17 protein-coding genes and 3 pseudogenes are annotated in these 24122 nt (G+C 55.5%); 8 read left to right on the forward strand and 12 right to left on the reverse strand.

The annotated features are described in order from the left end of the window. Positions 1-24 precede the first annotated feature (24 nt). The 9 genes and pseudogenes from tla1 to tssB all read right to left on the reverse strand — a co-directional run bounded on the left by tla1 (position 25) and on the right by tssB (position 11673). Positions 25-753: a toxin Tle1 chaperone Tla1 gene (tla1, locus tag AC6I8I_RS13475; RefSeq protein WP_497828664.1), complete on the reverse strand. Its 729-nt coding sequence runs from the start codon at positions 751-753 to the stop codon at positions 25-27. A 19-nt stretch (positions 754-772) separates the two neighbouring features. Continuing rightward, positions 773-2350: pseudogene (gene vgrG, locus AC6I8I_RS13480) on the reverse strand (type VI secretion system tip protein VgrG); the annotation flags it as partial. After that, the gene (gene tssH, locus AC6I8I_RS13485; protein ID WP_497827954.1) at positions 2347-5001 is read right to left on the reverse strand and encodes a type VI secretion system ATPase TssH; all 2655 of its coding nucleotides are present in this window, start codon (positions 4999-5001) and stop codon (positions 2347-2349) included. The pseudogene vgrG and the gene tssH, both read right to left, overlap by 4 nt. Positions 5002-5337: 336 nt before the next feature. After that, entirely contained in the window at positions 5338-5829 is a 492-nt protein-coding gene (locus tag AC6I8I_RS13490; protein WP_497819888.1) for an Hcp family type VI secretion system effector, read from the reverse strand. 3 nt (positions 5830-5832) lie between these two features. Then, complete coding sequence (locus AC6I8I_RS13495) at positions 5833-7554, reverse strand: OmpA family protein (protein WP_497827955.1); 1722 nt, start codon at positions 7552-7554, stop codon at positions 5833-5835. Then, positions 7551-8240 (reverse strand): type VI secretion system protein TssL, short form, encoded by a 690-nt coding sequence (gene tssL, locus AC6I8I_RS13500; protein ID WP_497827956.1) that lies wholly within the window; start codon positions 8238-8240, stop codon positions 7551-7553. Before tssL ends, AC6I8I_RS13495 begins: the two co-directional genes overlap by 4 nt. Then, entirely contained in the window at positions 8237-9577 is a 1341-nt protein-coding gene (gene tssK / locus AC6I8I_RS13505; RefSeq protein WP_497827957.1) for a type VI secretion system baseplate subunit TssK, read from the reverse strand. The genes tssL and tssK overlap by 4 nt, the downstream gene beginning before the upstream one ends. Positions 9578-9594: 17 nt before the next feature. Continuing rightward, positions 9595-11142 (reverse strand): type VI secretion system contractile sheath large subunit, encoded by a 1548-nt coding sequence (gene tssC / locus AC6I8I_RS13510; protein WP_497827958.1) that lies wholly within the window; start codon positions 11140-11142, stop codon positions 9595-9597. 33 nt (positions 11143-11175) lie between these two features. Further along, positions 11176-11673 (reverse strand): type VI secretion system contractile sheath small subunit, encoded by a 498-nt coding sequence (gene tssB, locus AC6I8I_RS13515; protein ID WP_497819884.1) that lies wholly within the window; start codon positions 11671-11673, stop codon positions 11176-11178. Between the two features lie 1125 nt (positions 11674-12798). On the opposite strand from tssB, the gene AC6I8I_RS13520 reads away from it, so the two are divergent. The 6 genes and pseudogenes from AC6I8I_RS13520 (at position 12799) to AC6I8I_RS13545 (ending at position 15778) form a co-directional block, all read left to right on the forward strand. Then, positions 12799-13008: a hypothetical protein gene (locus AC6I8I_RS13520; RefSeq protein ID WP_497827959.1), complete on the forward strand. Its 210-nt coding sequence runs from the start codon at positions 12799-12801 to the stop codon at positions 13006-13008. Positions 13009-13319: 311 nt separating this feature from the next. Continuing rightward, positions 13320-13481 (forward strand): annotated as a pseudogene (locus AC6I8I_RS13525) (Arm DNA-binding domain-containing protein); the annotation flags it as partial. Between the two features lie 250 nt (positions 13482-13731). Further along, a pseudogene (locus AC6I8I_RS13530) lies at positions 13732-13940 on the forward strand (hypothetical protein); the annotation flags it as partial. 194 nt (positions 13941-14134) lie between these two features. Beyond that, complete coding sequence (locus AC6I8I_RS13535) at positions 14135-14485, forward strand: hypothetical protein (RefSeq protein ID WP_497827960.1); 351 nt, start codon at positions 14135-14137, stop codon at positions 14483-14485. Positions 14486-14527: 42 nt separating this feature from the next. Then, a complete protein-coding gene (locus AC6I8I_RS13540) occupies positions 14528-14998 on the forward strand; it encodes a YfjT/YkfB family phage-associated protein (RefSeq protein WP_497827961.1) in 471 nt (156 codons plus the stop codon). Between the two features lie 45 nt (positions 14999-15043). After that, the gene (locus AC6I8I_RS13545) at positions 15044-15778 is read left to right on the forward strand and encodes a response regulator (RefSeq protein WP_497827962.1); all 735 of its coding nucleotides are present in this window, start codon (positions 15044-15046) and stop codon (positions 15776-15778) included. Positions 15779-15833: 55 nt separating this feature from the next. Here AC6I8I_RS13545 and AC6I8I_RS13550 read toward each other — a convergent pair whose 3' ends face one another. Then, positions 15834-16337 (reverse strand): hypothetical protein, encoded by a 504-nt coding sequence (locus AC6I8I_RS13550; protein WP_497827963.1) that lies wholly within the window; start codon positions 16335-16337, stop codon positions 15834-15836. Between the two features lie 79 nt (positions 16338-16416). Next, the gene (locus tag AC6I8I_RS13555; RefSeq protein ID WP_497827964.1) at positions 16417-20895 is read right to left on the reverse strand and encodes an Ig-like domain-containing protein; all 4479 of its coding nucleotides are present in this window, start codon (positions 20893-20895) and stop codon (positions 16417-16419) included. Positions 20896-21203: 308 nt separating this feature from the next. On the opposite strand from AC6I8I_RS13555, the gene AC6I8I_RS13560 reads away from it, so the two are divergent. Further along, complete coding sequence (locus AC6I8I_RS13560) at positions 21204-21968, forward strand: bactofilin family protein (RefSeq protein WP_497827965.1); 765 nt, start codon at positions 21204-21206, stop codon at positions 21966-21968. A 177-nt stretch (positions 21969-22145) separates the two neighbouring features. Continuing rightward, positions 22146-22604: a DUF1090 family protein gene (locus tag AC6I8I_RS13565; RefSeq protein WP_497827966.1), complete on the forward strand. Its 459-nt coding sequence runs from the start codon at positions 22146-22148 to the stop codon at positions 22602-22604. Between the two features lie 235 nt (positions 22605-22839). On the opposite strand, the gene AC6I8I_RS13570 is transcribed toward AC6I8I_RS13565, so the two are convergent. Beyond that, positions 22840-24117 (reverse strand): HlyD family type I secretion periplasmic adaptor subunit, encoded by a 1278-nt coding sequence (locus AC6I8I_RS13570; RefSeq protein ID WP_497827967.1) that lies wholly within the window; start codon positions 24115-24117, stop codon positions 22840-22842. Between the last annotated feature and the right edge of the window lie 5 nt (positions 24118-24122).

A 24122-nucleotide genomic window follows, 5' to 3' on the forward strand; every position in this document is an offset into this window, starting at 1 on the left:
TGATTTAACGTAAATAAGCTGTCCTCATCCGATTTGATGACTCAATCGGGTTAAATGGTCGATTACAAAGGCATCGCGTTCATCATCAAACAATACCCCAGCGTGAGTCGCATTCACCATGCCTTCAAAACAGGCTTTGAATTGGGTCTCTTTGGAGGAGAAAGTACTTATTATTGGCAACTGCTGAGCTAAAAAACGTTTTGCATCACATAAGCACATAAATTTTTCATACTGACTATCACTGAAATCGAGCTGTTGGGCAGCCTCGTCGCGTTTCGGGATACTTCCCCTCCCCGCCAGCAGTGCCGATTGTCCATCAAGATCCTGCCACCCCCAGAACAATGCAGGGTATTTCAGTTGTTCCTGCTGCTCAGCATTCAGAATATCCGTAAAAAAATATGAAAAAATACGAGTATCCCAAAAACGAAAAATCCCTTCCCGTCCTTCTTGCCGGGCATTAGTGATTTGAGTCAGCCATTCTCCCAATCTGGATAATGGCCAAAGAGAACATAAGATCAGTAAAGGCGCCGTTGAGGACATCTCTTTTGCCAGCGCCTGAAGCCAGTTCCATTGTTGCAAATCGTTAAACATAATCCGCATCAGCAACGGTGCGTCCTCGGGATAAATATCCTCAGGCAAATCCTTATAGAGAGACTGCCATTTAATCTGCGGTGAAAAGCCAGATAACGCAGGGATCACGGAGTAATCCACACTGCACTGATCAACAATGACATCGATATAGTTCTGCCCAATCTGCTGGCAAAGCCGTTTGGCCGAGGTTCAGCTGGCTCTTGCCGCCGTACTCGGTGCTGACCTTGATGTGCTCTTTCCCGCGCTCGTCGTCGAGGCGGATTTTGTTGTTCGCCGGGGTGCGCAGCACGTTACGTTTGTAGTTTCGGATAGTGACGTGGTCACCGTGCGCCGAGTCGTGCAGCACGCCGGCGATGTACGGCCGGTCCGGGTTGCCGTCCTCAAAGCCAATCGCCACTTCGGTGCCCGCCAGCAGCGGCAGGTGCAGGCCGTAAGTGTCGCCGGCATAGGGCCGGGATTGCCGCACCCACAGGCTCTCGAACCCGGTTTCCCGGTCTTCACGGTCAAACAGCATGTGAACGCGGTAGCGGCCGTCTTTATCGATATGGCCGTAGGTGTCGTTTTCGATGGTGCTGGTCACCCGCGCAGGCAGCGTACCCGCCATCACCGGGCGCGCGCCGGGCGCGGGGCGAAAACAAAAACCCGTGCTGTCCGGGATGCCGTCAAAGCTGACGCTGAAGTCCTCATCACGTCGCGCATGGCTGTGCATCGCCGTGATGACCACGCCCTGCGCGAATACCTCTGCCACTTCATATCCGCCGGTGACTTTGAGTACCTGACCCGGCGAGAGGGTCGGGCAGCCGGTGATGGCACGGGTCTGCGTCTGGCCGTTCAGGTAGCGCTCGTGGCGGATGCGGGCATAAAACGCGCCGGACTCCGGTGCCGGATTGCGGTCGTGAGCAACGCCCGGCGTCAGATAGTTGTCGGCATAGTGATAGGCATCGCCACAGGTGGTGCTGTCCCCGCGGGTTGCATCCACCCGCGCGTTCATGTCCTCCGTGGCCTGGCGGTAGTTGTAATCACGGGTGCTGACCTGCTTCTGCACCACGCTGTGATGGCACGCCATCCCCCAGACCGAGTCTATGCCCTGAGAATGCTGGCCTGACGGCGGAACCGAGGGTAAGGTCAGGCCCTTCTCATAACCGTCCTGACCGTCGTAAAACGCCACCACGTCGATGTTCAGCCGCGTGTCGGCGGTGAAGCGGAACCAGATGCCGGCCTCGCCCAGCAGGCGGGTGATAAAACGCAGGTCGTCCTCACCGTACTGCATCACCTGCTCGCGTCGCGGGTACTCTTTACTCAGTGAAAACAGGAAGTCCTGGCCGCGCATGCCATGGCGCTCGCGCAGGATTTTTTCCACGATTTGCGGGACCGGCATGTCCTGGTAGATGGCGTTCTGGTGCGAACGGTCGAGCAGCGCCAGGCGTGGCTGGAGCGTCAGGGCATAACGGGTTTCATCCTTTGAGGTGCTGAGGCGTTCAAAGCCGCTCACCACGCCCTGTATCACCCGCACCACCTGCTGCATTTTGATGCCGTAGCCCTGGTCAACCGGGGCCTGCAGCGTCAGGGAGGCGGCTTTCATCAGCATCATTTCCCTGCTGATGGCATGGTCCGGACTGGTGAATTCAATACGGTAGCTGAACGGCGTGCTCAGGGCCTCGTCGCCTTCAAACGCCAGCACGTCGAGCTCTGCTTCACATCCCTTCACCGCCAGCCGGTGATGATTATGGCTGAATCTTATCGGGGGCTGACCACTCATGCGTGCACTCCTTGTGTATGGTCAAATTCCAGCACTACACCTTCTTCCTCACTCCAGCTCAGCGTCAGGGAGTGTGGCTTCTGTTTCGCCGCCATATGGGTTAACAGTTGCTGGCTCAGCACCGGCAGAATTTGCTGGTTGAGCAGGCTGTCGACATTACGCGCCCCGGTATCCGGCAGCAGGCAGGCGGCGGTCAGCGCGTCATACAGGCTCTCATCAACCTGCGTGGTCAGGCCGTAGTGACGATGTAAGCGCCTGCTGACCTGTGACAGCTTCATTTCCACGACGGTGCGCATCGCCGTTTCATTCAGCGGGCGGTAAATCACCGTCTGGAAGCGGGCCAGCAGCGCCGGCTGAAAGTGGTCGCGCAGGATCGGGCGCAGCAGCTCGTGCAGCTCCCCTTCGCTGGCGTCCGGCTGTTCATCCAGCAGCTGCATCAGGTGGTCGCTGCCGAGGTTTGAGGTCATCAGAATCACCGTGTTGCGGAAGTCGATTTCACGCCCTTCGCCGTCGCGCATAAAGCCGCGGTCGAACACCTGATAGAACAGGTTCATGACGTCACGGTGCGCCTTTTCCACTTCATCCAGCAGCACCACGCTGTACGGACGCTTGCGCACCGCTTCGGTGAGAATGCCGCCCTGACCGTAACCGACATAGCCCGGCGGTGAGCCTTTCAGCTGCGACACGGTGTGCCGCTCCTGGTACTCCGACAGGTTGATGGTGATGAGGGATTTCTCACCGCCGTACAGCACGTCCGCCAGCGCCAGCGCGGTTTCGGTTTTGCCGGTGCCGCTCGGGCCGACCAGCAGGAACACGCCCTGCGGGCCGTTCTCTGACGTCAGCCCGGTTTTGGCGGCGCGCAGGCGCTGAGCGATGGCCTCAAGAGAAGTATCCTGGCCGACAACACGGCTGCCGATTTCGTTTTCCACGGTCAGCAGTCCGGTCTGTTCGTCTTTCATCAGGGAAGAGAGCGGCACGCCGGTCCAGTCGGCAATCACGCTGGCAACCGTGCGGGTGTCGACATCCACCTGAACCAGCACGTCGCCCTGCTGCGCCTGCGCCAGCTGCTGTTGCAGGCCGGTAATTTCAGCCTGCTGGCTGCTGCCCTGGCGGCTGGCCATCAGCTGCTGAGCCAGCGCCTTTTCGTGGCTGAAACGCGCCTCCTGCTCCCCGATACGCGCTTCCGGTTCAGCCCGCTGCCGCTCAATGACACCCAGGCGGTCAGCATGACGGTTGCTGCCGGCGGCGATGTCTGCCAGCAGCGCCTGCTCTTCCAGCGCCAGCGCGGTCAGCTGTGCTTTCAGGCGTACAATTTGTTCCGGCACCGTGTCGAGGCTCATGCGTACCCGGGCGGCGGCGGTATCGAGCAGGTCGACCGCCTTGTCCGGCAACTGACGACCTGTCAGGTAGCGGCGCGACAGGCTGACCGCTGCTTTTACCGCATCGTCGGTGATATGCACGTCATGGTGTTCGGCATAGCGGGATTTCAGCCCACGCAGCATCAGGCAGGCGGTGTCGTCGTCCGGCTCGTCCACCTTCACCATCTGGAAACGGCGCTCCAGTGCGGCATCGCGCTCAAAATACTGTTTGTATTCGGACCATGTTGTGGCAGCGATGGTGCGCAGCTCACCGCGCGCCAGCGCCGGTTTCAGCAGATTGGCGGCATCTGCGCCACCGGCCTGATTACCGGCACCGATAATGGTGTGGGCCTCGTCGATAAACAGCAGAACCGGCACCGGTGACTGCTGCACGGCGTCGATAACGTTTTTCAGGCGCTGTTCAAATTCACCTTTCACCCCCGCCCCCGCCTGCAGCAGGCCGAGGTCAAGGGTGCGCAGGATGACCGGCCTGAGGGACTCAGGGACGTTGCCTTCGGCAATGCGCAGCGCCAGGCCTTCCACCAGTGCGGTTTTCCCGACGCCCGGCTCACCGACCAGAATCGGGTTGTTTTTACGGCGGCGGGAGAGAATGTCGACCATCTGGCGGATTTCGGTGTCGCGGCCGAACACCGGGTCAATCTGACCTTCCCTGGCCCTGGCCGTGACGTCGAGGGTGAATTTATCCAGCGCGTTCTGCAGCGCCGGGTTCAGCTCACCGTCTTTCAGCTCTGCACCGACCGGGCGGCCCACAAACTCCACGTTACTGCCGTGGCTCTGCGCCAGTCCGGCTTCCTGCTGCACGTCCGGGCGCTCATCCGACTGCCCATCAAGCAGCGGACGCAGGCGTTCCAGCTGACTCTGGCCCAGCGTCAGCAGCGGCCACAGCCCGTCACAGCGAACCAGTTTCTGTTTGTCAGTCAGCGCCATCAGCAGATGGATGCTGCGGATTTGTTCCTCACCGTTAAGAGAAGCAATCAGCCAGGCTTCCTGCATCAGCGTCTGAATGTCGTCAGACAACTGCGGGCGGCTGCGCACTGAGCGCGGCTGTTTATCCAGCCAGCCGAGCAAATCCTGCCAGATGGCGTCCATATCCCACTCATAGCGGCGGGCCAGCACCGTCAGGTCACCTTCCCCCTGTTCGAGCAGCTTCAGCAGCCAGTGCTCCGGCAAAATTTCCGCATGGGCACGGGTCTGGCAGAGCGAGGCCGCCGCCTCCATCGCACGGGCGCAGTAAGGGTTCAGACGTCGCAGCAGGATGGCTGGATTTTCCATGACTCTCTCTCTTTGTCGGTTGCTGGACACGCTACCGCCCCTCGCTGTTTCCCGTGAAGGAGACCAGAGCGCACAAGGTCGGGCGGGCAGATTGTGGGTTTCTTTGCTGAAAGCCCGCACAGGCAGACGCTCAGCAAAAGTAAAAAGCGGACAGAACAGGCTGCCCGTCAGGCGGTTACGCTAAATAGTTCGTGCTGTAGCAAGGCGGCAAGCGCGTGCAGCCCCGGGAGCTTACATAAGTAAGTGACCGGGGTGCATGAGTACAGCCAACACCAGTAAGTGACCGGGGTGCATGAGTACAGCCAACACCGCTACAGCGCGAAATATGACGCGTAATCAGGCGGTGGCGCGTTCGTTCCAGCTATCGGAATGAATGATGTTGCCGTCTTTGTAGGTCCAGGTGATTTTTTCGTAACGCAGCTCGATGGTTTCGAGGTGGTTATGCTTCTCGTAGGATGGGTCTTTGATGTCGTGCATTTTCGGTGCAACTTTCACCAGCCTGACGTTTTCCAGCTTCGTGTTGAAGTACTCCACCTCCTGACCCGCGTCGTTGATTTTGTACCACTTAAACTCCGCAGACTTCAGGGTCTGACCGGTGGTCACCGCCTTGTAGAGGTACGGGCTGGAGGAGTCGATTTCCTTGGTGAACAGGAACGGCGTGTGGATACGGGTGCCGGTCAGCTTGCCGGTGTTGTTATCGGTCGGGATATAGAGGCAGTGATCCTGAGCAACCACTTCGATGCTGCCTTCACGCTCATGAACGTCTACAGACCCTTTAATGTCCGCACCGCCGTCGTCTTTCAGCCACAGATAAACAGGAATAGCCATGTGTTATTTCTCCATTTTATAGTCGTGCGCGTCACCATCCTGCGATGACACGTTGGTGTTGCCTGGAATTCGGCAGGCATCGGCCTGCGGTACCAGACTGATTTCAACACGACGGTTAAGCGCGCGGCCTTCCGGCGTGTCGTTGGTCGTTACGGGACGGTCTGCGCCATAGCCCTGCACTGCAAAACAGCTTTCCGGCACGTCGCCGGTGTCACGCATCCAGTTGCGCACCGCTTCGGCACGGTTCAGGGACAGCGTCTGATTGAGTTGCGGATTGCCGGTGTTATCGGTATGGCCGGCCACCACAATCAGCCAGCCCGGCTTCGCTTTGATGCCGACCAGCGAGTTCACCAGCATTTTGGTGGAGCCTGCCTTCAGCTCTGCCCTGCCGGAATCGAACAGCGACATACTGTCGAGCTGCACAATTTTCGGTACCGGTTTGGGTTTCGGCTGCGGTTCAGGCGGCGGAGGCGGAGGCGGAGGCACATACGAGCGGATCGCATCCAGCACCGGCAGTCGCAGACGCTCACCCTGATACAGGCCCAGGCTAAGCCGGGCCGGTACGCCATTGCGCGCCCAACCATCCAGCAGTGCCGCATCGTCACGCAGGACGGCAACGGCGTCGGCTTTAGGTCCGAAATCATTCATCGGTATGCGGTCATAGCGGGCAATATCGAAGCTCACACGCTGCAGCAGCTGGCGATTGTTCCAGCCACTACTGAGCAGCGCGGCAATGGCCGCCAGCGTGAAAATCCCGAGCGCATAACGCCAGGTGCGCCCTTGAGGCGTTAATCCCCGCCCTGCCGGCAGCAGCGGCAGGATAAAATCCGGCAAGGGGGAGTTCACCGTACTGTCCTTGCCCACCGGCTGCCAGCCAGCTACCTGCTGCAGAGCGGTGTGGCGGGACAACCATGCTGTCCAGGCCGATGCTGCCAGACTTCCGGCAAGGGTCGGGCCTGTTCCCCACAGCACCGCCGTGGGTGAGATGACCGGAACATCGGGATTCTCATCCATAAAGACGGCCTTGACGTGCTGATGGAACCAGCTCATCAGGCTGTTGATCAGCACCTGTTGCTGCAGCGCTGGTGTACCGCCGGTGGTGACCCATGCGGCGATTGAGTTCGGTGCTAAAGACTCGCGCCAGACCCTGACCCCTTCACCCGGTATAGCCGCCTGCCAGAGCAGGTCATTTGTCATCGCGCTACCGATCTGACCGTTCAGAACCAGCGGTACGGAGAGTCCGGTTTCCTTACGCAGCTGGCTGATTTGCCAGCGCAGGGCCAGCAGGCAGCGGGTAAGTCGCTCACTGTCAGCGTGCTTCTGCGGGCAGACAGTGACCATCACCGACAACTGACGTCCCCAGTCAGGGCGCAGCCGCAGGACCTGACGGGCGGTCTGCTCCAGATTCTGAGGGTCTCCGACGCGGATCCAGCACCCCTGCGTGACCGTGAGCACCGGTGACTGATGAGGCCAGGCCAGCGGCAGATCGCCACAGACCAGCACTACCGGCTGACGGTAAGTGGCTTCAGGTAGATCGTCCAGATGCAGGGTGTCATCGTGCTCCGTACCACGACTGTTGAGATACCAGAACGCCACGATAAGCCCGCATACCGCCAGCAGAGCGAGCACAGAAACCTGTCGGGAGAGCGGCAGAAATCCCAGGCAGACCACTGCACTCAGCAGCGCGGCCCACATCGCAAGCCCGCGCTGTTGTGCAGGACTCATTTCACGACTCCCGGCAACAGGGTCAGCAGCGTCTGATCCAGCCAGTGATCCAGTGCCCACCAGAGCGCGGCGATCGCCACCGCGCTCAGGCCAATACGCACCGGCCATGACGCCAGCCAGCCGCCCATTGCTGATCCAGTACGACTTTCCGCCAGTACCGGATGGTTTTGTGGATAGCTGAATGGCGTGACATGTTCACTGAGTGCAGTAACGAGTTTCTGGCGTTCCGGGTCATTCAGAGAGCGGAAACTACCAAGGAACCCCACCATCATCACCCGCTGGAAACAGGTCACAACAGCGTGGTCAGGCACCGGTTCACGCAGCACATCGCGCATCCGATCGCACAGCGTGTCACCAGCGTCCATCGTGCCGAGAAAATATCCCTGCAGCGGAATGTCATACCACTGCACACAGGCGTCATCCTCCACACCGCGACCTTTGACCACCTCATCAAGCAGCGCACACTGCGCGGTGAGAATATGCTGACAACTGGCTTCATCGAGTTCACTTGCTTTAAGCTCACGCTGCACGCGCTCCACATCAGCAATACAGCGATCCCATAGTATCCGGCCTTCACCGTCCTGAAACTGCGGGCCGTGACGCAGGCTGATCACCTGCAGCAAGGTGTCCTGAAGCAACATGTCGATATCAACAGCTGCACTACTACCGCGTTTACGATCACTCATGTTCTCAGTACCGCGAAGAGTTCGAGTTCAGGCTCGCCGAGCATTCCAGGAACGTAAAACATGCAGGTGCCGCCCTGGAGCATTTCGATGGCCAGCGGATGAGAGGCATCAAGGCTGAAATACTGATTTTCCAGACGCAGTGGAATCGCTGCCGGCACATGGCGCAGTGGCGTCAGAGGTACGCCCACCCGTGATGAATTAACGATACTCCTGACATGATCGGGGCTGCCGACCTTGCACTGACGCGTGAACTGCTCCTGCAGCTGTGCCACGGGTATCGGCGATCGCACGGAGAGGTAATAATCAGCCCCTTCGCGCAGGCGTGGGTCATGCAGACGAGCCTGCCAGAAGTGAAGTCGGGCATCGTGCTCGAGCTGAATCGCCACCACCCGCGACGGCAGGCTGGCTTCCAGCAGGTCGCCCAGCAGATCAAACAGTGGCGGGAAGACGTTATTCAACTGCTCATGCTGCCAGACCGGGATGGCGCTCACCTGGTGCTCCAGCGAGAAGGTCAGCAGGCTGCCAGCCAGCCGGGCCAGCTCAGGATAAAGACGCTCAGGCGGGCTTTGCAGGTGGCGCTGAAACTGTCCCAGCACCGGTTCAGCACTGTTCAGGGCATTGAGCAGCCAGAACAGGGACACGTCGGCCACGGCAAAATCAGCCATGCGCTCGTTACTTTCCCGGCGCATATCCATCAGCCGACTCAGACGAGCGCGCAGTTGCGTCATCAGCTGTTCCAGCTGTGTTACCAGCCAGCGACTGCCCTGCAGAGCCAGCAGCGGCGGAAGCCAGGTTTCATCGGGCACCCAGCTCCCCTGTGAATCCTGCTGCAGACGGGCGACCGGACAGGTCAGGTAATCGCTGTTGTTCTGATGGGCGAAGCGCAACGTCAGCTCTGGCTGCATCACCGCGATCTGGCGGATGTCTTCGCCAAAGGTGTTGCGGACATCCCGCCAGCGCTGGCGATAACGAACGGGGCGCTCGGCCACGCCGTCAGGTTTAAGGCAGTTGCCGCCATTCGACCGCAGCAGCGGAAGAGCCAGAACCACCTGCTCCTCATGCGAAGCGCCTTCAAGCGAAAGTACCGGCGGCAGCGCGTCGGCATTGTCGGTATCGATCAGCGTACCGTCCTGAAAACGGACATGCAGATGACGAGCCTGCAGACGGCCCAGTTTCAGTGCTTCCGGTTCGAAAGCGACATTTATCACTCCCCAGGGCTGTGATAAACCCAGTCGGGCGATGCATTCCGCAGACCAGGCCGCATACGCGGCCTGTTGCTGGAAGTGCTGGGGAGAGATCATCTGGCCCCTGCCCCATAATGGTTGTTCCGTTTTCATTGGCTTCCTGCCTTAGCTTACGATTTCGCTTTCGGCATCTGGGAAACCAGCGACAGATTGACGTCCATGCCTTCCACCTGGAAATGCGGCACGGCAAACAGCTTCACGCGGAAGAAACCGGGGTTGTCCTCGATATCTTCCACCACCACTTTTGCATCGCGCAGCGGGTGTGACGCCTGCAGCTCGTCGCCCGGATCGGTCATTTCAGTCACCAGACTGCGTACCCAGGTGTTGAGCTCCAGCTCGAGTAAACGGCGATCTTTGGTGGTGCCGATGTTTTCGCGCTGAATGAGTTTCAGATAGTGCGCGATACGCGACAGCAGGAAGATATACGGCAGACGGGCGTTGATGCGGCTGTTGGCTGTCGCATCTGCCGTGTCGTACAGCGCCGGTTTCTGGGTGGAGTTGGCGGAGAAGAAGCAGGCGTAATCGCGGTTTTTGTAGTACGACAGCGGGATGAAACCGAGACTGGCGAACTCAAACTCACGGGTTTCCGGGATCATCACTTCTGAGGGGATCTTCACCTGATTACCGGTGCCGAGATCGTACAGATGGATAGGCAGATCCTGCACAGCGCCGCCGGCCTGCGGACCCCGGATTTGCACGCACCAGCCGTTGTTGATGAAGCTTTTCACCATGTTGGCGGCAAACGCAAACGAAGCATTGGTCCACAGGTATTTATCGTGATCCGGCCCCTTCACCTCTTCAGTGTAATTGAAGCTGCGCACCGGCACGGTGTCAGGACCGTAAGGCAGGCGCCCCAGCACGCGCGGCATCACCAGCCCGATATAGCGGCTGTCGTCGGTTTCGCGGAAGGATTTCCATTTGATATATTCGGCCCGGTCAAAGTAGTTGCCAATATCTTTAATCGCCGCCACCTCTTCCATTGAGCTTTTCAGGAAGAACTGCGGACCGGCAGAGCCGATAAACGGCATGTGCGCTGCGGCAGACACTTTCGAGATGTTGCGCAGCAGGGTGATGTCCTGCGCCGAGGCGTCAAATTCATAGGCAGAAATCAGCGCGGCAATGGGTTCGCCACCCGGGCTGTCGTACTCTGCGGTATAGGTGTGCTGATATAATCCGCTCTGAATAATCTCCGGCGCGTCCTCAAAATCCTGACGCAGAGCGTCTTTCGACAGGTCAAGTAACTCAATTCTGACGTTCTGACGGAAGTCGGTTTTGTCCACCAGCGACTTCAGCCCGCGCCAGGTGCTTTCTGTTTTCTGGAATTCTTCATGATGCATTACCGCATCCAGCTGGCGGCTTATCTGGTAATCAAGCCCGGCGATGTGGTGGTCAATCAGCGTTTTATCCAGTTTTTCAACTTTTGAACCCGATTTTGTCAGGCACTCAAGAAACACCTGCATCCCGGCGGTCAGTCGCTCGTCAGCCGTGGCATCGGACATCGCCTGGCTGTCCTGCCAGATATCCAGGGCGCTCAGTTCAGAGACCGGGTTCAGGTTGATTTTTTCAAACAGGGCGGCATACACGCCACCGGCTTCCGGGCGTTCCAGCACGATGCTTTCGCCACCCGCGCCATTCTCATTTTTTACAGACATCAGCATTTCCTTCATTAATCCGTTAAACCGGGGTGACCGTTACGGCTGTTTCGGTGCCAGAGCAGATAACTCACCGCGTAATTCAGCGCTGAGCGTCGGGTCGAGCAGGATTTTTTCCAGCTCTTTACGGAAGGTCACGTTGTCCAGCAGGTTGGCTTTAAGGTCGCGGAGCAGGTTGCGCATGGCGAGCATGGCCCGCAGCTGCGGGATTTGACGCGCGACCTGTTCCGGCTCGAAATCTTTCATTTCATTGAAGGAAAGGCTGACGTTCTCTTCGCTGCCGTCACCGGCCAGGGTGTTTTCGACTGACAGGTGAACGGCAGGCGTGAATCCTGTCATCACGCTGTCGAAGTTGTTTTTATTGACGCTGACGGTTTCACGCTCCGATACCGGGCGTTGCTCTGCGCCATTGCTGTAATCGCCGATAACCATCAGCCTGAGCGGGAGTTCGATTTTTTTCTGTGCCCCGCCGGTGTGCAGGCTGAGCCGGATATTTACGCGGGCTTTGGGGATTTCGGACTGATAGGAGTTAGACATGGCTGTCCCTGTTCTACGAAGTAATAGAAACGGTTAATGCCACTGAAAAATTAATAAGAAAGACTTACCTTTAAATAACCCCTTCCCCGTTTACGCTACCCGAGGACGTGAGTCAAAAATCGGGCAGATTCCATTCATCAGCGAGCATGACACCTGTTTTGAGGTTTTATATGAAAGGCATTAATTTCGGACAACGCCTCATTGACGAAGTTTAGAAACATTGCATCGGCGTTTGGAAATGAAAAGATGTAACTAAAGATTACAAGAATGGGTTTTAACAAAAACAGATCATCATCATGATTTATAAGAATTTTCTAAAGAAACCGTGCGCAGGCCGCATGAGGTAAGGATGTACGCCAGCCGATTACTGTAACCTGGCATTTAAAATCGTATAAAGCATCGTCACTTTCACTCTTCATATGAGACTGTAATATTTATGTAACTACGAGAGCCGGGCCGCGTAGCGGTAAATGGAATGTTCATCATTGCATTGAAAGTGAATTTTTTGTTTTTACTTAAACAGCGCTTAATATTATTTATGTACCCAAAAAGGAGGAGATGTAACCGTTCGTCGTGACTTATTGAGGAAAATGCTGGCATTCTGGGCAGGGCGAAGTGATGGGAAGGGTTAGCGACAGAGATGACCTTATTTCGGCTGACAGGTGCAGCAATGTCCGGATCCATACCGATCGCAGTGCGGGAGCAATGCCCGATGTAATGGACCGGACAATGCCCGGAGTCAGGCGCAGAAAAAAGCCGCGGCTACGCTCTGGCTTCTGTACTCAGTGTCAGCAACTTATTCTGCTGTTCAGACTGCGGTGCGAGGCAGGTTCAGCGTGACGCCAGAGCCCGGTCAGGCGCTGCTGCACCCCAAGATATTGCCGTGCCCTGAACGCCTCCGTTGCGTGCCGTTACCCTCATTCGAAAAGAGAAAATGTCAGCCGTGAACCCGGTCAGGCCTGGCGAAGTAAAAAGCCAGATTGAAAAAGCCGCAGACCACAGCCATGCTGGATAAGGAGACGCTGCAGAGGAGCGTGAAACATTGTGCTGACGACAGCCCCGCCGCAAAAATGAGTAAAACAGTGTGGGTTTCGACCCCGATCGATCAAAACGAGGACCGAAAGTGTGAAAAAGAAAATTACTCTGCCCCAGTTTGGTCAGCAGGCTGATGCAGAGGTATTCGGCAACAAAATCACCGTTCGCTATGAGGGCAATGAATCCTTTCCCCGAGGCCTCAAAGTAAATGAACAGTATTATGTGGTGATTGATGGCGAGGAAAAAACCATGACGCTGGTGCGCAAGCCGATGGGCTCATGGCAGTTCGCCCTGCAGTAATCACCTGTGCTGCAAATGGCCTCGCTGCGGCGAGGTTTTTGTTATCTGACCGCCGTCAGACACCACACGACAACGGACAGTCGCTGAGTGCGGTGCAGCGCTATAACTGCCTGCGATGGTCGCCTCTGCGCTCATTGCCGCAAAACATGATGTACACCTCTCCTGACGTCTACCCAATTAAATACACCCCTTATAATCAGCGACAACCCCTCTATTCTGGCTATGCGACGTCAACTGATACCTACCCATTTCAACGTGAATCAATAAACGTTTGGGGGCTTATCCTGTTCAATGAAAAACGACGCCCCAAAATGCCCTTAAATGCGCGTCAGGACGAGACTGCAAAACCCAGAGACAAAGCCTGTAAGCCCGCTGATGGCGGAGGACTCTATCTCATGGTCAATACTAACGGTTCAAAGTACTGGCGCATGAAGTATCGGTTTGCCGGGAAAAAGAAAAAGCGCTCATTCGGAACCTTACGAGCACAGGCTTATGCTGCAATGGTGTGGGATGCGAATATTCTGATAACACCGCTATCCCTGCCACCATTACAGAAAAGAAAAAGGGCAGCACCAAATACACCCAGCCACAGGCCGGACGTCATTTTCTCGCTATGTTATTTTTTCCACCAGCAACCGATAAACGAAATATCCGCTCTCATCAGGCAGTCATTCAGCCATCAAATTACACTGCGCCAGCAGCGCAGGGATGCAACTGATATCTGCACTTTACACCACAAGATCGATAGAAGCACCGAACGACGTGTTCCGTGCGGTGATAAAAAAATGCCACATGTTCCCGGCAGATAATGCGGTACGTCAGGTTATTTATCTGGCGATCAAGGATGCGTCGTAAAATGGAGTATGCCGATCCAGAACTGGTGGGTTGGTAATGATTTTTTCAGTATTTTCTTATGCGCACAGGGAATTTAAAAAGGATATCTAACGTCATTATCAATCTGACAACGAATATTCCTAAGCGAGTTCCATATGACCACAAAATAATTCGTCTGCTATAAAATTCAGATTCTGGATATTGTTCCTGTGGATAAATTTTGTTAAAAAGCATCCGGGCGATTTGCTATCTGTGGCAAAATTTTATAAATCGTATTTCTTAAGGATAAGTTATGGCGGTAAAGATCAGAATGGAGAATCGCCGGACAAGTGAATGGACGGCAGGTTTTTATGGCTTCTCATGGACAACGCTCTTTTTTGGCCCCTTCCCGGCGCTCCTTCGCAGAGATTTCCGGACTTTTATCACCTTTATGCTGGCAACATTCCTGCTGGGCCTCTACACGCTGGGTGCCGGGGCGATAATGCTCATTATCATCTGGGCGTTTAAATACAATGGGTATTACACCAATAATCTGATTAGAAGGGGCTTCTCTTTTGCTGGCACCCATCCTGAAAAGCAGCTTACTGCCTTAAGGTTAACGTTGCGGCTTAATCCTGATAATCTGCATTACTCTCCACAATAAAACAGAAGAACTCAATATTTCACTTTTTGTGGAGGAATATCTGTGCATCGTATTCTTTACCTGTCAGGCTTTGTGGTTTGCCTTTTCGTGTCTGTCACAGCCATCGCAAAGCGCAATGAGTGGTTTTTAGTGCAGGAGGAAGGCGCGCGCGAATATATCGTCGAAGATCCGCTGGGTAATGTGCTTAACTTTTCCTGTGAGACGGCATTTAATGCGTCGTCCCCCAACCTCATTGGCGAACGCATTTTATATCTCTATATCGGTACTCAATCATACGATTCAAGTAATCAAATTATCATGCTGAGTACGGGGGAAAAAAGCTATCACATTAGCGCGAAATCTGGCTGGGGAGATGGACAGTGGTATGCCTTCTGGCGTGGTACACAAAACAACGAAGCTAATGTCGTTAATGTTTTTGTGGCTGGAAAGAAGATTGTCACCTTTACGATGTTAAGAGCCGCTGAGCTTTATCAGCATGCTCCCAATGATGGATGTATAAAAAAAGCCCTGTAATCAATTCTGCTTTTTATAAAAGGAGAAAGCAGGCCCGGATATGTTATGACTTTGACTCACCGCCGGAGTGAATGGCCTTCTATGATAAAAAAAAGCGAATCACTGATAAAGCTCCGCATCGCCGTTCTGGATGAGCAGCCCATTGTATGCAGAGGGATACAATCCATCCTTGCGGGTAAAGAGGGGCTGGAGCTAATCGGGGTTTATGGCAATCGTCGCGATATCATCGCTATTCTCAGGAGCCGAAAAGTTGATCTTCTGGTACTGGACTACCAGCTCGGTAGCGAGGAGATTGACGGGTTATACCTTATCAAATATCTGCGCGCGCAGTTTCCCCAATTAAAAATACTTATCTACTCTTCTATCGCCAGCCCGGCCATCCTCCAGCTGGTGATGCATGCCGGCGTGCGGGGCTACGTCAGTAAAAATGAAGATACCGACGTGCTGGTTCACGCCATCCGCCAGGTCAGATGCGAAAAAACCTTTATTACTGAGGAGATGCAGCGGCAGCTTGACCGTTTTCTGGAAGCGGATGGGAAAAGCGAGAATGGCCTATGGCAGGAGGGGGCAAATATCAGCGTGTTAAAGCGCGATCTCTCTCCGAGAGAAACTGAAGTTATTCGCTGTTACCTGGCAGGTATGACACTGATGCAGATCGCCGCGAAATACTCACGCAGCCGTAAAACCATCAGCAGCCAGAAGCAGACTGCCCTGCGTAAATTAGGGTTACGCTCCGATCTGGAACTATTTAAATATGCCGAGCATCTGAAGCTCAGCTAAATAAGGGTAAATAGCCTGACGGCGATGGAAACCGTCAGGCTTGGTCAGAACCGGTTTATTCCTGGGCTGTCGGAGCCTGGCACTTCACCACCGATGACACTCTGGACAGCGTATGGATCTGCTGATGCATCGGGCTTAACTCCTGCTCCGCCTGCATACGATTAATCCTCTCCGGCTGCTGCGCGCTCCCTTTATCTATACGCATAAAATAGGTTTTGCCTCCCTCCAGCGTCACCGACCACGGCTGCGCCCTTTTTCCAGCATAAGCGGGCGCATCCTTGATGTAACTTCCCAGCGTATGGCTGCCGGGTGTCAGGCAGAATACGTTGTACCCACCCGGCAGCAACGCTGTCTGAAACTCCCCATCCACATAAACATGTGCCGCACCGTCAGGGGTGCCTGTTTCAGCACGATAATAAACAACCTGAGACTGAGACGGCGATACGGCGGATACCGGCGCATATTGTTTTCCCATCGCATTACGCGCCTGGGCGGCGTTGCTACAGAGTGCAGCACCTGCCAGCAGCGTAATTAACAGATGTAGACCAGCTTTTTTCATGACTCCTCCACGGGTGCCCTGTAAGGCACCCGGTCAATACGGTTAAGGGTAAATTAACGTCCAGCGATAAGAGAATGCGTCAGTGGATCACGCCCCCCTGTTGCAGAAGCAGAGCAAGATCGCTACCCGTGGGCTGTAAGGCGCTGTAGTGATCTCCGCTTGTCTCACTGAGGTGCTGATCCGCTACCGGCAGAGCATTATCGGTGCCCTGTGGTTCACCCGGCTTGCTCGCTTCCCCTTTTTGAACCGTACCGGCATCGTCAAACTGCCAGAACTCCTGCTCCGGGATCAGGACATCTGCCCTGGACAGCATATCCCCTTTACTCCACTGCATCTCTGCCGCCCCGTTACCCTGGGTTGTCTCTGCATTCACCGATAAGTTCATGTCATGGTGATCGGTCAGGTTCAGAGAGAGTTTCTCTTCCGCCGCCGTCGGGTCTGAGCTTACCCGTTGAGTCGGGAATGTTTGCACCCCGGTTGCAGGAGCTTCGCTGGCAGCAGTAAGGTTTTCCACTAAAGGTGCCTCTAATGGCTCTAATGCCGCTACTGATACCGTAAAGACAGGGGTTTTCTCACTGCTGTTACCCGCCGCATCAGTGGCCAGGACTTCAACGGTGTGCTGACCAATCTCAAGATCGTTGGTGGGGGTGTAGGACCAGGTACCTTTATTACCCGCGATGGTGGTACCCGCCTCTACGCCATCGATAAATATGGTGACATTACTCCCCGCCTCGGCATTACCGATGAAGGTTGGACGCGAGTCATCACTTGCTTCTCCATCGTAGACCAACCCTGAATCTGCACCTGCATCATCGGAGGCATAAAGAATGGATGAGGTGGGCGCAACGGTATCCACCGTTAATCCCCATGCCGCCGACTGGCTGCTGGTATTCCCGGCGGCATCCACGGCAACGGCGGAGAACTGATGTTCGCCGTCAGACAGGAGGTTATCCAGCGTATAAGCCCAGGCACCGGTGGCGTCAGCCTGCACAGTACCGACCATCACACTGTCGATGTAAATGGAAACCCTACTGTCATGCTCTGCCGTACCGTTGATTACCGGCAGGTTGTCATTGGTCAGTCCGCCGTTACTGATATTTCCCAGAATCCCGGCAACATCATCGGTTGCGGTAGTAATGACCGGCGTTTCACTCACCGTATCAACCACGACAGACCAGGTATTACTTAGCCCGCTGATATTGCCCGCCGCATCGGCCGCCGAGGCGGTAATCTGATGCGTGCCGTCTGCCACCCCCATTTCTGGCGTAAAGGTCCAGTTGCCGGTATCGCTGGCCGTGGTGGTGCCCACTGCGTTGCCATCAACATACACCGTGACGGTGCTGTTCGCCTCAGCCGTTCCGCTGATAGCCGGTTGGGCATCGTTGGTCAGCCCGGCTTCCGCAACGGCACCGGTGAGGGCATCCACATCATCCACCACATCCGTAATAACCGGCGCATCCGGAGCCAGGGTATCAATGGTAATGGGAATAACGGTGGCGGGAGCCGATTCGTTGCCCGCCGGATCGGTCGCCGTCACCGCCAGATCGTGCTCGCCATCCGCCAGTGGCGTATCCGGCGTAAAGGTCCATGCGCCCGTATCATCCACAATGGCCGTGCCGATTGGCGTCCCGCCATCGGTGATGGTGATAGTATCGCCCGGTGTGCCGGTGCCGCTCAGGGTTGGCAGGTTGTCATCCGTCACGCTCCCAGGCGCAACGGAGCCGACAGTTGCCCCCACATCATCGTTGATATCCGTGACCGGCGTATCGGGCGGCGTGGTGTCAATGGTAATGGCAAATACCGGCGTGGGATCGGTCTCTCCCTGGGCGGGGCTGAAAGCCGTGGCGGTGAAGTTATGTTCGCCTTCCGCAAGAGAGGCGGATGGCGTTAACGTCCACTCTCCCGCCGGCGTGGCGACCACAGTACCCAGCAGCGTTCCCCCGTCGTAGATGTTTACCGTCATCCCTGGCGTGGCGGTGCCATTCAGTGTCGGCGTGGCGTCATTGGTAGCCTGCCCGGAAGTGAGATCCCCGGTGATCGGACTGACATCATCGGTGACATTCACGATAGCCACGGCTAACGGCACCGTATCGACGATAAAATCGGTTGGCGCGCTTTCGTCGCCAACGTTTCCGGAGGCACCCACCGGCTGCGCGGTGAAGCTGTGTTCGCCATCGGCAAGCGGAGTCTCAGGGGTAAAGCTCCAGTTCCCCGCATCGTCTGCCGTCACGCGACCAATTTCAGCACCGTTATCCCGGATAATCACCTCAGCGCCAGGTTCGGTTTTACCGCTATAGTCGGGCAGATTGTCATCGGTGGTATCACCGCTGGCGATCGTGCCGGTTACCTTGCCGACATCGTCCGTCAACAGTGGCACCCCTTCGATCTCCGGCGTGGTATCCACAATAATGGGGTAAGCGACGGAGGGAGCCGATTCGTTGCCCGCCGGATCGGTCGCCGTCACCGCCAGATCGTGCTCGCCATCCGCCAGTGGCGTATCCGGCGTAAAGGTCCATGCGCCCGTATCATCCACAATGGCCGTGCCGAGCGGCGTATCACCATCGGTGATGGTGATGGTATCGCCCGGTGTGCCGGTGCCGCTCAGGGTTGGCAGGTTGTCATCCGTCACGCCCCCAGGCGCAACGGAGCCGACAGTTACCCCCACATCATCGTTGATATCCGTGACCGGCGTATCGGGCGGCGTGGTGTCAATGGTAATGGCAAATACCGGCGTGGGATCGGTCTCTCCCTGGGCGGGGCTGGAAGCCGTGGCGGTGAAGTTATGTTCGCCTTCCGCAAGAGAGGCGGATGGCGTTAACGTCCACTCTCCCGCCAGCGTGGCGACCACAGTACCCAGCAGCGTTCCCCCGTCGTAGATGTTTACCGTCACCCCTGGCGTGGCGGTGCCATTCAGTGTCGGCGTGGCGTCATTGGTAGCCTGCCCGGAAGTGAGATCCCCGGTGATCGGACTGACATCATCGGTGACATTCACGATAGCCACGGCTAACGGCACCGTATCGACGATAAAATCGGTTGGCGCGCTTTCGTCGCCAACGTTCCCGGCGGCGTCCACCGGCTGCGCGGTGAAGCTGTGTTCGCCATCGGCAAGCGGAGTCTCAGGGGTAAAGCTCCAGTTCCCCGCATCGTCTGCCGTCACGCGACCAATTTCAGCACCGTTATCCCGGATAATCACCTCAGCGCCAGGTTCGGTTTTACCGCTATAGTCGGGCAGATTGTCATCGGTGGTATCACCGCTGGCGATCGTGCCGGTTACCTTGCCGACATCATCCGTCAACAGTGGCGCCCCTTCGATCTCCGCCGTGGTATCCACAATAATGGGATAAGCGACGGAGGGGGCAGAGACGTTGCCCGCCGGATCGGTCGCCGTCACCGCCAGATCGTGTTCGCCATCCGCCAGTGGCGTATCCGGCGTAAAGGTCCAGTTACCGCTACCGTCCACAATGGCCGTGCCGATTGGCGTCCCGCCATCGGTGATGGTAATGGTATCGCCCGGTGTGCCCTGCCCGGAAAGAGTAGGCGTATTATCGTCAGTGACGCCGCCGCTGGCGATGGAGCCGGTAGTCGAGGCCACATCATCATTAATGGCGTTGATAAACGGCGCATCCGGGGCGGTCGCGTCGATAGAGACATCCCAGGGTGCGGATGGCGCGCCGCTGTTCCCGCTGGCATCCGTTGCCACGCTGGTGAAGCTATGCGCACCATCTGCCAGCGGCGTGGTCGGGGTAAATACCCATACGCCGTTACTGTCTGTCACCGCATCACCGATTTTGTTCCCGTTATCATAGATAACGATGGTGACATTCGGGTCAGATTTTCCGGTAAGCGTTGGCGTATTGTCGTCAGTCAGGCCGCCGGAGGCGACGGAGGCGTGAACCGCTCCCGCATCGTCACTCACCTGCGTAATCTGAGTGGCAGGTGGCACCACGACCACAGGTGCCACGGCAGCCTCATCGGTCACTCCGGTGCTGCTGCCCGCGTCACTGCCGCCGCTGTTATCGCCACCGCCACCGCCACCGCCACCGCCACCCGCTAATGCAGCCACAGCCCCACCCGCAACGAGCAGGCCAAGCAACCCCATCCAGACCGGGCTGACCATCCCCACCGGCGCAACCAATGCCCCCACGCCGACAACGTTATCACTACCCAGCACCAGGGCCGACGAGTCGCCGCTCAGTAAGGCCGCGGCTTCATGCTCGTCACGCGCATCGGAAGCGATATATTCGTGATAGCTGCCGTCCTCGCCTTTACCGATCACTTCTCCGTCATAGTCGTAAAAATTTTCAATAATAAGGCCTGGGTGATCCAGGTCTTCACCCTCAAAACAGATCCACAGGTTGTGGCCTACCCGTTTGACAGTAATATTCTCAGGTGCCGTACCGTTTTCATCTTCGGTTAATAAATACTTGCCCCCTGCAATCGCTTTTACAATGACGGGCTGTACTGTAGTCAATAGTGCGTTGGTATCGGCATTAACTTCCGCCGCTTCAACGATCTTGCTGTTGTTCACCACCGCAATATGTATCTGGTTGTTTCTCATTATGTTATCAATCCTTCGTAATACAATTTATACCCTTGCCTTTGCCATCCTGGGCATGACTTTTTCTGAACCCAGCAGCACGATGCTGAATCTATTCAGAATTAAATCGATAATACCGCCGATACGTTTCAATCGGGCTTAAGACGCGTCGTAAAAAGCGTATTTTGAGGAGGTTTTTCATCAGATAGTTCACATTGACAATAACCAGAGCCTAATCTGAAGAATAATCTTACTGTTCCGGTCGGGTTTGCCCGCTGCTTATTTATCATATTCAGGTATTTCAGGTTTTTTTAAGCGATAATAGCGGTATGACTACTTCACCCGATAGCCTGGCAGTAACAATGAATAAATCAGGTCATGACATGAAACGTGATACAGACCAGAAGAATGGTGTCTTTATGAATGCGGGCATATTTCTCTGGGGAATGGCGCTACTGGCATGGTGTTATGAATATCGAACCACTGCAACCGCCTGCTTTTTGCTGCTATCGTTTTCTTTTACCCTCCATTTTCAACAGGAAAAGATGCTGAACGCTATGTTTGGAAAAAATAAAACGCCCAGGTATAAAGATCAGACCGCCCCATCCTCCGTTACGCCGCATATCCCGCCACAGATAAAGGAGAACGTGCTGTCAGATCCAGAACCGCTAAGCAGCGGCAGAGCGAATAAGACGATCATTGCCAGTGACGTGGAATTTGAAGGCAATATTAACGCCAGCGGTCAGGTGTATGTTTACGGCAGAGTAAAAGGCAATATAACCACTGATGAAGGAGTGGTGAAAGTGATGCATAACGGTCGGGTCGAGGGCAGTATTTACAGTCGGGAGCTGATTATTGATGGCACAATAGAAGGCCACTGCCAGGCTGAAACGATTGATATCTGCGAACATGGTCGCCTCGACGGCACCATGACATACGATCAGTTCTCCGTGAAAAAAGGTGGCGTCTTTACCGGGCAGGCTAATCAGACACGTCAGTGGGAAGCCGTAATCAATGTTATCAATGTTGATCATGAGCCTTTTCATGGTCCCCTCCTGGAAGAGAAAACCGCTAATGCAACGATAAACGGTTGATACTTGTTACCAGAAGCCCTTAAAAACCATGTTTATATGCCCGCCCAATAATAAAACTTTATTACTCTGCAAAAGATATCGACCCCTGAGATAGCCAATTCCCTTCCCGCCGTAGCGGCGGGATTTTTTTATGATAATTTCAATAATCAGATTTTTACCTGCAATGTAAAGCATGTCTTGCCCTATATTACACTCACTTTAATATGGAGAATTTTCACGAAGAAACTCATTTTATCTGGGATTATCGCCGGAATTTTTTCTACCTGTCACGCAGTCACTAACAGCTGCCAGGAACAGAGAGATGATATTAACCGCAAGCTGGCCACCGCGAAAACTGGCGGTGATAGCTATGCCGAACGCCGACCTGAAACGGCCCTGACTAAAGTCAATACCTGGTGTACTGAAGGGCAACAGAGTAATAAAGCGGGAAATGAAGTTGTTAAAAAAAGAGCGCAAAGTAAAAAAGCTGAACTGGAGCCGCAACAGGCTCAGGACGATCTGGCTGAAGCGCAGCAGGATGGCCGGGCCGCTAAAATCAGCGATAAAACGCGTAAGATTGAAGAAAAGAAGTTAAAGCTTGAGTCAGTAAAACAAGAGCTGGAAGAGGCGAAAAGCGATTATCAGCGGCTGAATTAATCAAAGGATAAAATGGCTTATGCTTCTGCCGCTATAACCAGCAATCATGAGACATAAAAAGAACAGACTTACTGCCTTCATCTCTTATTGAGCGAGTTTTTAACTTTCTGATTTTCTCTGCAGAAAACTCCAACTCAATAGGGTGAAGGGGGAAAACCGGGCTCACATTCACTGTTAAGCACGTTTGTCAGCGAGATGAAACCGGGGCTTAGCCCTGGTTTCATCCTCTACAGATTTATTTCTCCCGGAACGCTTCCTGTACCCGGAGCAGTGGTCGCAGGAGATACTGCAACAGACTCTTCTCGCCGGTACGAATATCCACCGTGGCTGTCATGCCGGGGATCACGCGTAGCTGCCTGCTACCCGCTTTGGTCAGCGTATTGCTTTCCGTCAGCACCATCACCCGGTAGTAAGTCTCATCTACCCCCTGCCGCTTCGGCATTTTAGCTTCCTCATTCTTCAGCGCGCCGGGGCTGATACTCTGCACCCGCCCTTTCAGCCCGCCATAGATGGAGTAGTCATAGGCGGAAATTTTCACCATCGCCTCCTGACCCGGCGCAAGGAAAGCCACATCCGACGGCCTGATTTTAGTCTCCACCAGCAGCTGATCGTCCAGAGGGGTGATCTCCATGATTTCCACCCCCGGCTGGATGACGCCGCCGATAGTATTGATGTGGATGCTGTTTACCACGCCACGTACGGAAGAGCGTAGCTCGGTTCGCTCCAGGGTGTCGTGCCTGCCCAGCGCCGTTTCCTGAAGGCTACTCATCTCCACATCCACTTTGGATAACTCATCGTTCGCTTCGTTGCGATAGCGGTTCCGGCGATCGACAATTTGCAGCTCAGTATCATTCGCCTGGCGCTCAAGCTTCAGTACCTCGGTATTAGAAAGCAGCGACTCGGCGGCGAGTTTTTTCGCCATAGCCAGCTCCTTGCCAATCAGCTCTCTGGTTTTTACATAGCCTGCGATAGACTCATCCAGCCCACGTTTGCGTAAGCGGTAAGCATCCATCTCTCTTGCAACCAGCTCAGGCGCTTTTTGCACCTCTGGGGGGAAAACGATATCCGTCCCGGCAGCCTCCGCCGCCAGTCGGGCCGACTGCGCTTTCAGGGCCAGCAGCCGGTTGGCGCTCTCGCGAAACGAGGCTTCCGCGCGGGTCGGGTCAATACGGGCAACAATCTGCCCCTTCTCTACCGTATCCCCTTCATGCACCAGCAGTTCCTGTAGAATCCCCCCTTCCAGGCTCTGCAAAACCTGCTCGCGGGAGCTGGGGACTATCTGTGCGGTGCCGGTGGTGACCTCTTCGATATTAAAGGTGGCGGCCCAGATTATCGCCAGGGCAAACATCGCAATGATCCCCCCAAAGATATAGAGCCACCCCTCCCAGCGATCTTCCCCTGCCGCCCGGACTATCTCACTGGCCGTCATATTGTCGGCATGGAACGACGTATCGGTACGGTTAATATAGTCTTCAGCAGCATCAGGCTGTTTTTGACTAAAAAAATTACGCATCTTTC

It is taken from the genome of Pantoea sp. X-Soil-YNGN-775 (assembly GCF_059730575.1).

What these genes read in the sequence shown, in the direction of transcription:
- AC6I8I_RS13545 (WP_497827962.1), top strand. Translation starts at nt 15,044, where the DNA reads ATGACTTTGACTCACCGCCGGAGTGAATGGCCTTCTATGATAAAAAAA.
- AC6I8I_RS13555 (WP_497827964.1), bottom strand. Translation starts at nt 20,895, where the DNA reads ATGAGAAACAACCAGATACATATTGCGGTGGTGAACAACAGCAAGATC.
- AC6I8I_RS13495 (WP_497827955.1), bottom strand. Translation starts at nt 7,554, where the DNA reads ATGAGTCCTGCACAACAGCGCGGGCTTGCGATGTGGGCCGCGCTGCTG.
- AC6I8I_RS13490 (WP_497819888.1), bottom strand. Translation starts at nt 5,829, where the DNA reads ATGGCTATTCCTGTTTATCTGTGGCTGAAAGACGACGGCGGTGCGGAC.
- tssC (WP_497827958.1), bottom strand. Translation starts at nt 11,142, where the DNA reads ATGCTGATGTCTGTAAAAAATGAGAATGGCGCGGGTGGCGAAAGCATC.
- tssK (WP_497827957.1), bottom strand. Translation starts at nt 9,577, where the DNA reads ATGAAAACGGAACAACCATTATGGGGCAGGGGCCAGATGATCTCTCCC.
- AC6I8I_RS13550 (WP_497827963.1), bottom strand. Translation starts at nt 16,337, where the DNA reads ATGAAAAAAGCTGGTCTACATCTGTTAATTACGCTGCTGGCAGGTGCT.
- AC6I8I_RS13570 (WP_497827967.1), bottom strand. Translation starts at nt 24,117, where the DNA reads ATGCGTAATTTTTTTAGTCAAAAACAGCCTGATGCTGCTGAAGACTAT.
- AC6I8I_RS13560 (WP_497827965.1), top strand. Translation starts at nt 21,204, where the DNA reads ATGACTACTTCACCCGATAGCCTGGCAGTAACAATGAATAAATCAGGT.
- AC6I8I_RS13535 (WP_497827960.1), top strand. Translation starts at nt 14,135, where the DNA reads ATGGCGGTAAAGATCAGAATGGAGAATCGCCGGACAAGTGAATGGACG.
- tssL (WP_497827956.1), bottom strand. Translation starts at nt 8,240, where the DNA reads ATGAGTGATCGTAAACGCGGTAGTAGTGCAGCTGTTGATATCGACATG.
- tssH (WP_497827954.1), bottom strand. Translation starts at nt 5,001, where the DNA reads ATGGAAAATCCAGCCATCCTGCTGCGACGTCTGAACCCTTACTGCGCC.
- tssB (WP_497819884.1), bottom strand. Translation starts at nt 11,673, where the DNA reads ATGTCTAACTCCTATCAGTCCGAAATCCCCAAAGCCCGCGTAAATATC.